The organism is Streptomyces sp. NPDC050085 (assembly GCF_044460595.1).
In the GTDB taxonomy this organism is placed as follows: domain Bacteria; phylum Actinomycetota; class Actinomycetes; order Streptomycetales; family Streptomycetaceae; genus Streptomyces.
The window spans coordinates 138,233-150,828 of the sequence record NZ_JBITJZ010000008.1; the positions used below are offsets into that span (position 1 = coordinate 138,233).

The window sequence follows — 12,596 nt, forward strand, 5'->3', positions numbered from 1 at the left end:
GAGGAGCAAGGAAAACCCTCCTCACCACCAGGAACACGCCATGAGTCCTGCCGTCCGGGACGCCGCCGTGGTCGACGACGTCACCCGTTCCTATGACCCCCAGCAGTACCGGCCCGGCCGGGCCATCTCCGACTGGGAACCCGAGAACGAGCTCTTCTGGAAGTCCGTGGGCAAGCGGGTCGCCGCCCGCAACCTGTGGATCGCCGTCCCCGCCCTGCTGGTCGCCTTCGTGGTGTGGCAGGTCTGGAGCGTCACCGCGACGAACCTGGGCGACGTCGGCTTCAGCTTCAGCACCTCGCAGCTGTTCTGGCTGACCGCCGTGCCCGGCCTCACCGGCGGCACGGCCCGCATCTTCTACACCTTCCTCGGCCCGCGCATCGGCCAGCGCCGCTTCACCGCGCTGTCCACGCTGGTCCTGGTGATCCCGCTGATCTGGCTCGGCTTCGCCGTCCAGAACACCGGCACGCCCTACGCCGTGATGGTCGCCATCGCCGCCCTCTGCGGCTTCGGCGGCGCCAACTTCGCCTCCTCGCTCGCGAACATCGGCTTCTTCTTCCCCAAGCGGGAGAAGGGCAACGCGACCGGCATCAACGGCGGCCTCGGCAACCTCGGCGTCTCCGTCGTCCAGCTGCTCACGCCGATCGTCATCACCAGCTCGGTCATCGCCCTCGGCTCTGCCCAGCACAAGGCGGACGGCACCCCGGTCTACCTGCAGAACGCCGCGTTCCTGTGGGTCCCCGTCCTGGTGGTCCTGGCCGCCCTCGCCTGGTTCGGCCAGAACGACCTGAAGGTCGCCTCCACCCCCTTCAAGCAGCAGAAGGTCATCTTCAAGCGCAAGCACAACTGGCTGATGACCTGGCTGTACGTCGGCACGTTCGGCTCCTTCATCGGCTTCGCCGCGGCCCTGCCGATGCTGATCAAGACCACGTGGACCCCGATCGACGCCGCCTACACGGCCGCCACCTACGCCTGGATCGGCCCGGCCATCGGTGCCCTCGCCCGCTGGGGCGGCGGCTGGCTCGGCGACAAGCTGGGCGGCGCGCGCGTCACGATCCTCTCGTTCGTCGGCATGGCCGCCTCGATCATCGGCGTCATCAACTTCATGCCCACAGGCGGTGCGGGCGGCTCCTTCTGGGGCTTCCTCGCCTGCTTCTACCTGGCGTTCCTCTTCAGCGGTCTCGGCAACGGCTCCACGTTCCGTCAGATCCCGGTCATCTTCCGCAGCCAGCACCTGAAGGGCCTGACCGAGGGCACGCCCGAGTACACGAAGGCGCTCAAGCAGGCGGAGATGGAGTCCGGCGCCGTCACCGGCTTCACCTCGGCGATCGCCGCGTACGGCTTCTTCTTCATCCCGGCGATGTTCGCCAACTTCGCGGTGACCAGCGCCCTGTGGGCCTTCGTGGGCTTCTACGCCACGTGCATCGTCGTCTGCTGGTGGTTCTACGCCCGCAAGGGCGCCGAGTCCCCGAGCTGACCGCCGGGCCGGAAAGAAACGGCCCGCCCCCCGCCCCCGCGACCTGTACCACGGAAATTCGACGAAATTCTTGTGAATGCGTTCACAAGCGAACCTGGGTCGAAAGTCCCGAAGGAAACTCCAGGTCAGAGCGGCAATCCCCGCCCACGCCGGTCCCGAACAAGGCCCAAAGGTCCCGCACTGAGGACTATTGCGGCCCCCGGGACCGGCCCGGCGGGAGTCCAATGAATGTGCAGAAAGAAACGCAACCAACCGGTCGAAGAGATGGGGAAGGTGTCGGCGATGACTGCCACTCCCGCGGAAAAGACGACGCACGGCGAGGCCTGGGACGGCTTCAAGGGCGGCCTGTGGCGGGACGCCATCGACGTCCGCGATTTCGTCCAGCAGAACTACACCCCGTACGAGGGCGACGGCTCCTTCCTCGCCGGCCCCACCGAGCGCACCACCGCCGTGTGGGACAAGCTCCTCTCGATGTTTCCGACGGAGATCGAGCGCGGCATCTACGACGTGGACGTGAAGACCCCGTCCCGCATCGACGCCTTCAAGCCCGGCTACATCGACGGCGACGCCAAGAACCACAAGGACCTCATCGTCGGCCTGCAGACGGACGGCGCCCTCAAGCGCGCGATCATGCCCAACGGCGGCTGGCGCATGGTCGAGGGCGCCCTGAACGCCTACGGCTACGAAGCCGACCCCGAGGTCCGCGACGTCTACACGCACCTCCGCAAGACCCACAACGAGGGCGTCTTCGACGCCTACACCCCCGAGATCCGCGCCTGCCGCTCCTCCGGCATCATCACCGGCCTGCCCGACGCCTACGGCCGCGGCCGCATCATCGGCGACTACCGCCGCGTCGCCCTCTACGGCGTCGACCGCCTCATCGCCGCCAAGCAGGCCGACAAGGACAGGCTCGGCGCCGAGTGGCCCACCGAGCACGTCATCCGCGACCGCGAGGAGATCTCCGAGCAGATCAAGGCGCTGAACGAGCTCAAGGCCGTGGCGATGTCGTACGGCTACGACATCTCCGGCCCCGCCACCACCGGCCGCGAGGCCGTCCAGTGGCTGTACTTCGCCTACCTCGCCGCCGTGAAGGAGCAGAACGGCGCGGCCATGTCGATCGGCCGCATCGACAACTTCCTCGACATCTACCTCCAGCGCGACATCGACAACGGCCTCATCACCGAGTCCGAGGCCCAGGAGTTCATCGACGACTTCGTCGTCAAGCTCCGCATCGTCCGCTTCCTGCGCACCCCCGAGTACAACGACCTCTACTCCGGCGACCCGACCTGGGTCACCTGGTCGATGGCCGGCATCGGTGAGGACGGCCGCCCGCTCGTCTCGCGCACCACCTTCCGCGCGCTGCAGACCCTGTACAACCTCGGCCCGGCCCCCGAGCCGAACCTGACGGTCTTCTGGTCGCGCGAACTCCCCAAGGGTTTCAAGGACTTCGCCTCCCAGGTCGCCATCGACACCTCGGCCATCCAGTTCGAGTCCGACGAGCTGATGCGTCCCAAGTACGGCGACGACACCGCCATCGCCTGCTGCGTCTCGGCCATGGCCGTCGGCAAGCAGATGCAGTTCTTCGGCGCCCGCGTGAACGTCGCCAAGGCGCTCCTCTACGCGATCAACGGCGGCCGCGACGAGAAGTCCGGCAAGCTCGTCGTCGGGGGCTTCGAGCCGATCGAGGGCGAATACCTCGACTACGAGACCGTCGCGAAGCAGTACGAGTCCATGCTCGGCTGGCTCGCGAAGACGTACGTGCACGCGCTCAACGTCATCCACTACATGCACGACAAGTACGCCTACGAGCGCATCGAGATGGCCCTGCACGACCAGGACATCCTGCGCACCATGGCGTGCGGCATCGCCGGCCTCTCGGTCGCCGCGGACTCGCTCTCGGCCGTCAAGCACGCGAAGGTCAAGGTCATCCGTGACGAGACCGGCCTCGCCGTCGACTACGAGATCGAGGGCGACTACCCGGCCTACGGCAACAACGACGACCGTGCCGACGCCATCGCCAAGGGCATCGTCCACCGCTTCATGGAGGAGATCCGCAAGCACCCGACGTACCGCGACGCGGTGCACACGCAGTCCGTGCTGACGATCACCTCGAACGTCGTCTACGGCAAGAAGACCGGCAACACCCCGGACGGCCGCCGCGCCGGCGCCCCGTTCGCCCCCGGTGCCAACCCGATGAACGGGCGCGACGAGCACGGCTACATCGCCTCCGCGCTGTCGGTCGCGAAGCTGCCCTACGACGACGCCGAGGACGGCATCTCGCTGACCAACACGATCACCCCGGACGCCCTGGGCCGCACCCCCGAGGAGCGGATCGGCAACCTCTCCGGCGTGCTCGACGGCTTCATGGCCAGCGACGGCTTCCACATGAACGTCAACGTCCTCAACAAGGCGACCCTCGAGGACGCCATGGAACACCCGGAGAACTACCCGCAGTTGACCATCCGGGTCTCCGGCTACGCGGTGAACTTCGTCCGCCTGACGCGCGAGCAGCAGCTGGACGTCATCAACCGCACCTTCCACGGCTCCCTGTGAGCCGGGCAGCCCCCTGAACCGCGGTCCCGGGGCCGGGCCCTCACCCCGGCCCCGGGCGCCGCGAACTCCCCACCTCCACCTCGCAGTTCGAGGAGTCCTGCCATGACCGTGCTGCTCACCCAGAACCTGCTCGCGAACGATGCCGCCACCCCGGCCGCCGCCGCGACGCGCCGCCCCACCGAGGGTTCGGTGCACTCCTGGGACCTGTCGACCGGCGTCGACGGACCGGGCACACGCTTCGTCACGTTCCTCTCCGGCTGCCCGCTGACCTGCCTGTACTGCCACAACCCCGACACCTGGAAGATGCGCAACGGCAAGCGCACCTCGGCCGACGCGATCGTCGAGGAGGCCGCCAAGTACACCCGGTTCATCGAGGCCGCGGGCGGCGGCGCCACCGTCAGCGGCGGCGAACCCCTGCTCCAGCCCGTCTTCGCCGGTGAACTGCTGCACCGCTTCAAGCACGAACTGGGCCTGCACACCGCCCTGGACACCTCCGGCTTCCTCGGCGTCCGCGCCACCGATGCCCTGCTGCGCGACGTCGACCTGGTCCTCCTCGACATCAAGTCCTGGGACCGCGACACGTACAAGAAGGTCACCGGACGCCCGCTGCAGCCCACCCTCGACTTCGCGCACCGTCTCGCCGACCTCAACAAGAACGTCTGGGTGCGCTTCGTGCTCGTCCCCGGTCTCACCGACGACCCCGCGAACATCGAGGGCGTCGCCGCCTTCGCCGGCTCCCTCGGCAACGTCTCCCGCGTCGACGTGCTGCCCTTCCACAAGCTCGGCGAGGCGAAGTGGCAGGCGCTCGGCAAGGACTTCACGCTGACCGGGACCCCGTCGCCCACGCCCGAGCAGATCACCACGGCACGCGAGATCTTCGCAGGTCACGGCCTCAACGCGATCTGATCCCGGACCGGCGGCCCAGCCCCCGCATCCCTCGAACGGCCTACACGGCAGGCCGCGGCCGCAGCCCGAACTTACGGTGGCGGCATGTCTGCTCCCACCGCATCGCCGCCCCCCGCGTCGGAGCCCCAGGAGAGCTACCGTGCGGGCTCCACCATCAATGAGTGGCGCCCCGAGGACGAGTCCTTCTGGAAAACGACCGGGCACCACGTCGCCCAGCGCAACCTGTGGGTGTCCATCCCCGCGCTCATGCTGGGCTTCGTCGTCTGGCAGGTCTGGTCGGTCACCGCCACCAAGCTCAACGACGTCGGCTTCGGCCTGACCACGTCGCAGCTGTTCTGGCTGACCGCCATCCCCGGCCTGACCGGTGGCACCTTCCGCATCCTGTACACGTTCATCGGGCCGATGGTCGGGGAGCGCAAGTTCACCGCGCTCTCCACGATCATCCTCGTCGCCCCGATGCTGTGGCTGGGCTTCGCCCTGCAGGACACGGGCACCCCGTACTGGGAGCTGGCCCTGATCGCCGCGGTGTGCGGCATCGGCGGCGCCAACTTCGCCTCCTCGATGGCGAACATCGGCTTCTTCTACCCCAAGCGGGAGAAGGGCAACGCCAACGGCCTCAACGGCGGCCTCGGCAATCTGGGCGTCTCCGTCGTGCAGCTCGTCGCCCCGATCGCCGTCACCGCCGCGATCCTCGGCCCCCCGGCTGGCGGACCGCAGCGCAACACGACCAACAACTCGGACGTGTGGCTGCAGAACGCCGCGTTCCTGTGGGTGCCGCTGCTGGTGATCGCCGCGCTGCTCGCCTGGTTCCTGATGAACGACCTCAAGGTCGCCGCCGCCCCGTTCAGCGCGCAGAAGGTCATCTTCAAGCGCAAGCACAACTGGCTGATGACCTGGCTCTACGTCGGCACCTTCGGCTCCTTCATCGGCTTCGCCGCGGGTCTGCCGCTGCTGATGAAGAACAACTTCGCGTCCCAGGGCTACCAGGCCACCACTTACGCCTGGGTCGGCCCGTTCATCGGAGCCCTGACCCGCTGGGCGGGCGGCTGGCTGTCGGACAAGATCGGCGGCGCCCGCGTCACGATGGTGTCGTTCGTCGGCATGGCCGCGTCGCTGGTCGTCGTGATCAACGCGCTGCCCTCCGGGAGCGACCAGGGCAGCTTCTGGGCCTTCTATGTCGGCTTCCTGTGCGCCTTCGCCTTCTCCGGCATCGGCAACGGCTCGACGTTCCGCCAGATCCCCGTGATCTTCCGGGACCAGCACACCAAGGGCCTGACGGAGGGCACCCCCGAATACGCGAAGGCGCTGAAGCAGTCGGAGATGGAGGCGGGCGCCGTCACCGGCTTCTCCTCGGCGATCGCCGCCTACGGGTTCTTCTTCATCCCCGCTATGTTCGCGAACTTCGCCGTCACCAGCTCGCTGTGGTGCTTCATCGTCTTCTATGCCACGTGCCTGGTGGTCTGCTACTGGTTCTACGCCCGCAAGGGCGCCGAGGCACCCAGCTGACGTCGCCTCCCGGCCCGGCCCCGCGCCGGGCCGTGCGACGTACCCTGGAGACATGAGTACCGCGCCCGATGCCCCCGAGCCGCGCGACCCCAAGGCCGCGCTGATCTTCGACGATCCGCTGTCGGCGACCTCCGCCGACGACTCGGACCGCGGTTGGGGCGATCGGCCGACGGCTGCTGACAACAGCGCCGCCGACCTGGCCCGCTTCCTCGACGAGAAGCCGCCCCACCACCTGTGAAGCGCCCTCGGGGCGCTGTTTACGACTCGGTGTGCCCCGAGCCCCGCTGCGCCACGAGCGCGTCGCGGATCTCCTTGAGGACCTCCAGCTCGGAGACCTCGAGCGTCTCCTGCACGCCCTCCTTCGCGGCGTCGTGCGCGGCCTTCTTCGCCAGGTACTTCGCCATGGGCAGCACCATCAGGAAGTAGACGACCGCAGCCGTGATCACGAAGCTGAGGACGGCGCTGAGGACCGAGCCCCACAGGATCTCGATGCCATCGCCGCCGGCGGTGCACGGGCCCTTCAGGCAGGACTTGTAGCCCTCCAGGTCCTTGGTGCCGAAGGCGCCGACGAGCGGGTTGATGACCCCCTTCACCACCGAGTTCACGATGTTGGTGAACGCGGCGCCGATCACGACGGCGACGGCCAGGTCGATCACATTGCCGCGCATCAGGAAGGCCTTGAAGCCCTCCAACAGACTCGGCTGCTTCTTCTCGCTCACCAGAAGGCCTTTCTTCACATGTCCAGGTTGCAGAGCAAACGACTTTGCAACCTACGACAGTTCGGCTCAGACCTGTCCAATTCGGTAACCCGATCGGGGGACTTGACGCGACACAAGTCACAGAAGTCACCACACCGTCACCGCCAACCGGGTAACGGCACCCGCCCCCGCGAGCCGGGCGCCCGCCGCACGCCCCACCCGCAGCACCACCAACGCGCCACCGCCCAGGGAGGTTTCGGCCGCAGCGCCGGACATGGGTGCCTCCTCCGGTCCCTCCGGCAGGGACGCCACCCGCGCCCCTGCCGCGAGCACTCGCGCCCCGGGCCGGCCGTCGGCCCGCGCCGCGACGACGTCCACCCGGTCGCCGGGCCGCAGCAGCCGCACCGCACCCGCGTCCGCGATCCGCACCGGCGCCGACACCGTCACGGCGGGCCCGCGCGGTCGCTCACCGGGCGGAGCCTGCGCCCGCTCGTGCCCGCGGCCCGCGCCGGACGACGGCACCGCGGCCGCCAGCGCCGCCGCGGTCAGGGCGAGCCCTGCGGTCACGGCGGGCCCGCGTCGCCGCCGCCCCGTACGCCCGGGCCGCCACCGCGCACCCCGTACGCGTACGGGAGGGAAGGAGGGGACCTCGGACGTCGGGGGAGTGCTCAGCTGGGTCGGGGAGGTCGGGGAGGTCGTCAGGGACACGGGGCACCGCCGGTGACTCGGAGTCGGACGGACGCGCACCACGCCCGTCGAGCGGGCACCGCGCCCGTCTCGCCGACCACGATCCGCCTCCGCGCCACATCCCGCCGAGCCCCGTGTACTACCAGCCGGTTGTGGACAACTCCCTCACCCGAAGGGGCAGTTCCGCACTCCGTCGTACGCCACGTGCGCCCCGTACGCCACGGACGTCACGTACGCCACACATGTCACGGCAGCTGGATTCCCGGATCCATCCCGCCCAGCGCCCCCGTGCACAGGCAGTCCCGCTCCTCGCTCGCCGGCAGCCCCGCGACCGCGTCGAACAGCACCGTCCGCAGCCGGTCCACGTTCGCCGCGAAGACCTGGAGCACCTCGTCGTGCGAGACGCCCTCCCCGGTCTCGGCGCCCGCGTCAAGGTCGGTGACGAGGGTCAACGACGTGTAGCAGAGCTCCAGTTCACGGGCGAGCATCGCCTCGGGATGCCCGGTCATGCCGACCACCGACCAGCCCATCGAGGCATGCCACAGCGACTCGGCGCGGGTCGAGAAGCGGGGGCCCTCGACGACCACGAGCGTGCCGCCGTCCACCGCCTCCCAGTCCTTGCCGCGGGCGGCCTTCACCGCGACCTTGCGCCCGGTCGGGCAGTACGGGTCGGCGGGCGAGACGTGCACGACGTTCGGGACGGTCCCGTCGGGCAGCGGATGCCCGTCGAAGTAGGTCTGCGCACGGGACTTCGTACGGTCCACGAACTGGTCGGGGACCAGCAGCGTCCCGGGTCCGTACTCGGGCCGCAGCCCGCCCACCGCGCACGGCCCGAGGACCTGACGCACGCCGACGGAGCGCAGCGCCCACAGATTTGCGCGGTAGTTGATGCGGTGCGGCGGCAGATGGTGGCCCCGGCCGTGGCGGGGCAGGAAGGCGACTCGGCGCCCGGCGACCTCGCCCAGGAACAGGGAGTCGCTCGGCGGCCCGTAGGGGGTGTCCACCTGGACCTCGGTCACGTCGTCGAGGAACGAGTAGAAGCCGGATCCGCCGATCACGCCGATCTCGGCGCGGGCACGTGTGTTCGCGTTGGTCGCCATGGTCAGCACACTAACCAAGCGAGGGAACGCCGAAGACCCCGCCGCCGGATGACGACAGGGTCTCGTAAGACGTCTCGCGGAAGGTCGCGCCTAGGCGGCGGACGACGAGCTGGACGAGCTGCTGGACGTCGAGGACGACTTCGAGTCCGACGACGACGAGCTCGAGGACGAAGAGGTCGACTTCGAGTCCGAGGACGTCGAGGACGACTTGGACGTCGACGGCGTCGAAGCGGGCGAGCTGCTCGACGACGAGCCACGGCTGTCGTTGCGGTAGAAGCCGGAACCCTTGAAGACGATGCCGACGGCCGAGAACACCTTCTTCAGGCGGCCACCGCAGTTGGGGCACTCGGTCAGGGCATCGTCGGTGAACTTCTGCACCGCCTCGAGGCCCTCGCCGCACTCGGTGCACTGGTACTGGTAAGTCGGCACTGTGTCTTCCTCCTGGCACTCTCACTCAATGAGTGCTAACGACGCTCCATAGTGGCCTATTCCACGGGATCAGTCCACTGCCACCGGCACGCGGTGACCGACACCACGTGCCACGGTCCGTGTCGCGGGCGGCGGCACGAGCCGCGAACGCAGGGCGTACATGACCGCCAGAGCGAGCACGGTGCCGCCCATCGGGACCAGGAATCCGGCACCGTCCCAGAAGCGGTCCTCGAGCTGTCCGGCCACCGTGACGGCGGCGGCCTGGCCGAGGGCGACCGCGCCGGTCAGCCAGGTGAAGGCCTCGGTGCGGGAGCTCGCGGGGACGATCTTCTCGACGAGGGTGTAGCCGGTGATCAGCGCGGGCGCGATGCAGACGCCGACCAGTAGTCCGAGGCCGGCGAGCAGCAGCACCGAATGGGCCGCCCACAGTCCGGAGGCCATCAGGGCGAGGGCCGCGTAGGAGACAAGGAGGCGGCGCTGCGGGGCGACCTTCCAGGCGATGGCGCCGCAGACGATGCCCGAGAGCATGTTGCCCGCGGCGAAGGTGCCGTACAGGACGCCGTTGAGGCCGGGCTCGCCGATCGCCTCCGTGTAGGCGGCCAGCGAGACCTGCATGCCGCCGAAGACGGAGCCGATGCCGAGGAACGTGACGATCAGGACGCGCACGCCGGGGACGCGCAGCGCGGAGGCGTGCTCCACGCGCGCGTGCTCCGCGATCGCGGACACCGGGGGCTGTGTGCCCTTCTGGGCGGCGAACAGCAGACCGCCGACCAGGGTGAGCGCGGCCTCCGTGATCAGACCGGCAGCGGGGTTCACGCCGGTGCACAGCGCGGTGGCGAACAGCGGGCCGAGCACGAACGTGAACTCGTCGGTGACCGACTCGAAGGCAGCGGCCGTCTGCATCAGGGGCGAGCCCTGGAGCTTGACGCCCCAGCGGGCCCGCACCATGGGCCCGACCTGCGGCGTGGACGCACCGGTCGGCACCGCGGCGAGGAACAGCGTCCACGTGGGCGCCCCGGACAGGGCGAGCACGGTCAGCGTGAGGCCCGAGGCGGTGTGCACGAGGACGCCGGGCAGCAGGACGGCCCGCTGGCCGAAGCGGTCGGCCAGTTTGCCGGTGTAGGGCGCGAACAGCGCCATGGAGACACCGGTCGTCGCGGAGACCGCCCCCGCGGTCCCGTACGAGCCGGAGGTGTGCTGCACGAGCAGCACGATGGAGATGGTCAGCATCGCGAACGGCTGGCGCGCCGCGAAGCCGGGGAGCAGGAACGTCCAGGCGCCGCGGGTGCGCAGCAGCTGTCCGTAGCCCGGACGCTTGCCGGGGGTGTCGGTGACCGTGTCCTTGTCCGGCACGGCCCTCGCCTTTCTGCCGCCTGGTAGCGCCGTGGTCCTCCTGGCCGGGATGGGGCCGAGGGGCACGGTGCCGAGAGCCGTCCTCAACATGCGCCGGGAACCGAGTGATACCTACGGTCCGCGCCAGGAGAGGCCCTGGGCCAAGCAGATCAGGCACTACGAGCGAGTGCTGCAAGGGGACCGCGGCCGCTTTGCGGTCGCGCCGGCTCTACGTCAGGCAGAGTCGGTGGATCTTTGGATCTTTGGTCTGTTCTTCCATGCTACCGGGCGGTTTCGCCGCTCGCGCCCAGCCAGCCGGCCAGCTTTCCGCCGTGCGCGACGGCCCGCAGGCGCGCCTCCGCGGCGTCGCGCACCGGGTCGGTGGCCACGACCAGCAGTTCGTCGCCGCGGCGCAGCACGGTGGTGGGGCCGGGCACGAAGGACGCCCCGTCGCGGACGACGAGGGTGACGGCGGCGCCCTTGGGCAGCCGCAGCTCGCCGACCTCCACGCCGTGCATGCGGGAGCTCTTCGGGACGGAGACGGACAGCAGGTGGCCGCGCAGCCGCTCCAGGGGCGCGGACTCGATGCCGAGGTCGGAGGCCTCCGAGGAGTCGCCCAGGCGCAGCTTGCGGGCGAGCCAGGGCAGTGTGGGGCCCTGGATGAGGGTGTAGACGACGACCAGTACGAAGACGATGTTGAAGATCCGCCGGCTGTCGGTGACGCCGGTCACCATCGGGATGGTCGCCAGGATGATGGGCACGGCGCCGCGCAGGCCCGCCCACGACATGAGGGCCTTCTCCTGCCAGGGCATGCGGAACGGCAGCAGGCTGACGAAGACTTCCAAGGGGCGCGCGACCATCGTCAGGACGAGCCCGATGAGGAGCGCGGGCACGATGTCGTTGCCCAGTTCGTGCGGGGTGACGAGCAGGCCGAGCAGCACGAACATGCCGATCTGCGCGATCCAGCCGAGCCCTTCGGCGAACCCTCGTGTGGCGGGCCAGTGCGGCAGCTTGGCGTTGCCCATGACCATGGCGGCCAGGTAGACGGCGAGGAAGCCGCTGCCGTGGGCCATGGCGCCCGCGGCGTAGGCGACGGTGGCGATGGCCAGCACGGCGATCGGGTAGAGGCCGGAGGCGGGCAGGGCCACGTGCCGCAGCCCGTAGGAGCCGAGCCAGCCGACCGCGAGTCCGATCGTGGCGCCGATGGCGAGCTCGAGCGCGATCTCACCGATGAGGACGTACCAGTGCTCCACTGGACCCGCGGTGGAGAAAGCCACGACAAGGATGACGACAGGTGCGTCGTTGAAGCCGGACTCCGCCTCCAGGACGCCCGTGACGCGTGAGGGGAGCGGCACTCTACGTAGGACGGAGAAAACGGCCGCTGCGTCCGTGGAGGACACCACCGCGCCGATGATCAGGGACTGCCGCCATTCCAGGCCCACCAGGTAGTGCGCACCCGCCGCTGTCACGCCCACGCTCACCGCCACACCTACGAGGGAGAGCGCGACGGCTGCCGGGAGCGCGGGTCTGATCTCCTTCCACTTCGTGCCCAGACCGCCCTCGGCCAGGATCACGACGAGTGCCGCGTAGCCGATGACCTGGGTCAACTCGGCGTTGCTGAAGGAGACGTTGCCGATGCCGTCCTGACCCATGGCGATGCCGATGCCGAGGTACAGGAGCAGGCTGGGCAGCCCGCTGCGCGAGGAGATGCGCACCGCGGCGACCGCGATGAGCAGCACGAGTGCGCTCACGAGCAGGAGCTGGTTGAGGTGGTGGACAGTCAGGGGCTGTTCCTTCCGGAAGCGGGGAGTTACTTCGTTACCTTACCTAACCGTTGACGATTCCTTGACGGACGGACCCCTTCCTCGGACCCGCGTACCCACCCGCTTCCTGACACCGCGTCCGGGCCCG

At 69.3% G+C, this 12,596-nt stretch carries 11 protein-coding genes; 5 read left to right on the plus strand and 6 right to left on the minus strand.

The features are described 5' to 3' along the window. The first annotated feature begins 40 nt into the window (after positions 1-40). The 5 genes from ACIBUY_RS28225 to ACIBUY_RS28245 all read left to right on the plus strand — a co-directional run bounded on the left by ACIBUY_RS28225 (position 41) and on the right by ACIBUY_RS28245 (position 6,677). Positions 41-1,474, plus strand: coding sequence for a NarK family nitrate/nitrite MFS transporter (locus tag ACIBUY_RS28225; RefSeq protein ID WP_365576708.1), 1,434 nt, complete (start codon positions 41-43; stop codon positions 1,472-1,474). A gap of 282 nt (positions 1,475-1,756) precedes the next feature. Then, positions 1,757-4,027, plus strand: a complete 2,271-nt coding sequence (pflB, locus tag ACIBUY_RS28230) for a formate C-acetyltransferase (RefSeq protein ID WP_399154125.1) — start codon at positions 1,757-1,759, stop codon at positions 4,025-4,027. 102 nt (positions 4,028-4,129) lie between these two features. After that, positions 4,130-4,933, plus strand: a complete 804-nt coding sequence (pflA, locus tag ACIBUY_RS28235; protein WP_399154126.1) for a pyruvate formate-lyase-activating protein — start codon at positions 4,130-4,132, stop codon at positions 4,931-4,933. Positions 4,934-5,017: 84 nt separating this feature from the next. Continuing rightward, positions 5,018-6,439, plus strand: a complete 1,422-nt coding sequence (locus ACIBUY_RS28240; protein ID WP_365576703.1) for a NarK family nitrate/nitrite MFS transporter — start codon at positions 5,018-5,020, stop codon at positions 6,437-6,439. Between the two features lie 52 nt (positions 6,440-6,491). Further along, positions 6,492-6,677, plus strand: coding sequence for a hypothetical protein (locus ACIBUY_RS28245; RefSeq protein ID WP_365576701.1), 186 nt, complete (start codon positions 6,492-6,494; stop codon positions 6,675-6,677). 19 nt (positions 6,678-6,696) lie between these two features. Here ACIBUY_RS28245 and mscL read toward each other — a convergent pair whose 3' ends face one another. The 6 genes from mscL to ACIBUY_RS28275 form a co-directional block, all read right to left on the minus strand. After that, positions 6,697-7,158 carry a large conductance mechanosensitive channel protein MscL gene (gene mscL / locus ACIBUY_RS28250; protein WP_365576772.1) on the minus strand — a complete coding sequence of 154 codons (462 nt, stop codon included), beginning with the start codon at positions 7,156-7,158 and terminating at the stop codon, positions 6,697-6,699. A gap of 126 nt (positions 7,159-7,284) precedes the next feature. Continuing rightward, positions 7,285-7,704 (minus strand): hypothetical protein, encoded by a 420-nt coding sequence (locus ACIBUY_RS28255; protein ID WP_365576699.1) that lies wholly within the window; start codon positions 7,702-7,704, stop codon positions 7,285-7,287. Positions 7,705-8,069: 365 nt separating this feature from the next. Then, on the minus strand, positions 8,070-8,924 hold the full coding sequence (locus tag ACIBUY_RS28260; protein WP_365576697.1) for an S-methyl-5'-thioadenosine phosphorylase: 855 nt from the start codon (positions 8,922-8,924) through the stop codon (positions 8,070-8,072). 90 nt (positions 8,925-9,014) lie between these two features. Beyond that, positions 9,015-9,353: an FmdB family zinc ribbon protein gene (locus ACIBUY_RS28265; protein WP_365576695.1), complete on the minus strand. Its 339-nt coding sequence runs from the start codon at positions 9,351-9,353 to the stop codon at positions 9,015-9,017. Positions 9,354-9,422: 69 nt separating this feature from the next. Then, positions 9,423-10,706: an MFS transporter gene (locus tag ACIBUY_RS28270; protein WP_365576693.1), complete on the minus strand. Its 1,284-nt coding sequence runs from the start codon at positions 10,704-10,706 to the stop codon at positions 9,423-9,425. A gap of 260 nt (positions 10,707-10,966) precedes the next feature. After that, complete coding sequence (locus tag ACIBUY_RS28275; protein ID WP_365576691.1) at positions 10,967-12,436, minus strand: potassium/proton antiporter; 1,470 nt, start codon at positions 12,434-12,436, stop codon at positions 10,967-10,969. Between the last annotated feature and the right edge of the window lie 160 nt (positions 12,437-12,596).

What these genes read in the sequence shown, in the direction of transcription:
- ACIBUY_RS28240 (WP_365576703.1), top strand. Translation starts at nt 5,018, where the DNA reads ATGTCTGCTCCCACCGCATCGCCGCCCCCCGCGTCGGAGCCCCAGGAG.
- ACIBUY_RS28225 (WP_365576708.1), top strand. Translation starts at nt 41, where the DNA reads ATGAGTCCTGCCGTCCGGGACGCCGCCGTGGTCGACGACGTCACCCGT.
- ACIBUY_RS28245 (WP_365576701.1), top strand. Translation starts at nt 6,492, where the DNA reads ATGAGTACCGCGCCCGATGCCCCCGAGCCGCGCGACCCCAAGGCCGCG.
- ACIBUY_RS28260 (WP_365576697.1), bottom strand. Translation starts at nt 8,924, where the DNA reads ATGGCGACCAACGCGAACACACGTGCCCGCGCCGAGATCGGCGTGATC.
- pflB (WP_399154125.1), top strand. Translation starts at nt 1,757, where the DNA reads ATGACTGCCACTCCCGCGGAAAAGACGACGCACGGCGAGGCCTGGGAC.
- pflA (WP_399154126.1), top strand. Translation starts at nt 4,130, where the DNA reads ATGACCGTGCTGCTCACCCAGAACCTGCTCGCGAACGATGCCGCCACC.